The 993-nt window shown below is 50.7% G+C and carries 1 protein-coding gene; it reads left to right on the plus strand.

Features of this window, described 5'->3' with window-relative positions:
* Positions 1-993, plus strand: a 993-nt coding sequence (locus tag H6B51_RS17155; RefSeq protein ID WP_204884803.1) for an IS110 family RNA-guided transposase, incomplete at both ends; no start/stop codon positions are given.

The raw sequence follows: 993 nt of genomic DNA on the forward strand, positions 1-993 counted from the left end.
CCACCTGCAACATTGTCCTTGCTCACCCTAAATATGTGAAAGCTATCCGGGGCAAGAAAACAGACAAACGGGATGCCAAGTGGATTGCTGACATCTTCAAGCACGACCTTGTCGCTGGAAGCTTTATCCCACCAGCAGATATCCGCCAGCTTCGGGATTTGGTTCGTTATCGTTGGAAACTTACCAATTTCACTACCGGCGAGAAAAACCGGGCACAGAACTGCCTAACCGTTTCCAATATCAAGTTGGATGATGTGTTCTCAGATGTGTTCGGCAAGGCCGCCTCCACAATCACTGCCCGTATTCTGGAAAATCCATCGGAGAAAATTACGGATGTTTCCGGTTTCCGTACGAAAGGCATGAAGGCAACCAATGAACAGGTGCTCGCCGCTGTGGATGGAGAGATGTGTGAAGAACAGGCTGAAAAGCTCCGCATCATCCGTTCCCACATGGACAGCCTCCAACTGTGCAAGCTCAATCTGGAATCGCTGATTCTGACAACTGCTGAGAAATACCTTCCCCAGCTCAATCTTGTTATGACGGCGCCGGGTATCCAATCCTTTGCCGCTGTTGGCATTATTTCTGAGATTGGAGTGGATATGTCCGTGTTCCCCACCTCAAAGCATCTTTGCTCCTGGGCTGGGCTTACGCCGCAGAACAATGAAAGTGCTGGGAAGAAGAAAACCACAAGAATTAGCCGGGCCGGTGCTTACATCAAGCCGCTGCTTGTTCAATGTGCCCTCAATGCGATTCGCGCCAGGAAATTCCCGGAAGTCCGTAATCGCTACCTGGCTCTCAAAAAGCGCCGAGGGCACAAGAAAGCCATTATTGCCATTGCCAGAATGCTCCTTACGGCTATCTACAATATGCTCAAGAAGAACGAGCCGTACAACCCTGAACTCTACCGCAAGGGCGATCAGCCACCTGCACACCGTGAGGTTTCCGTGGAAGAAGCCATCTTTATTCTCCAGCGGCAAGGTTATCTGGTGACTG

It is taken from the genome of Pseudoflavonifractor phocaeensis (genome assembly GCF_016901955.1).
In the GTDB taxonomy this organism is placed as follows: domain Bacteria; phylum Bacillota; class Clostridia; order Oscillospirales; family Oscillospiraceae; genus Flavonifractor; species Flavonifractor phocaeensis_A.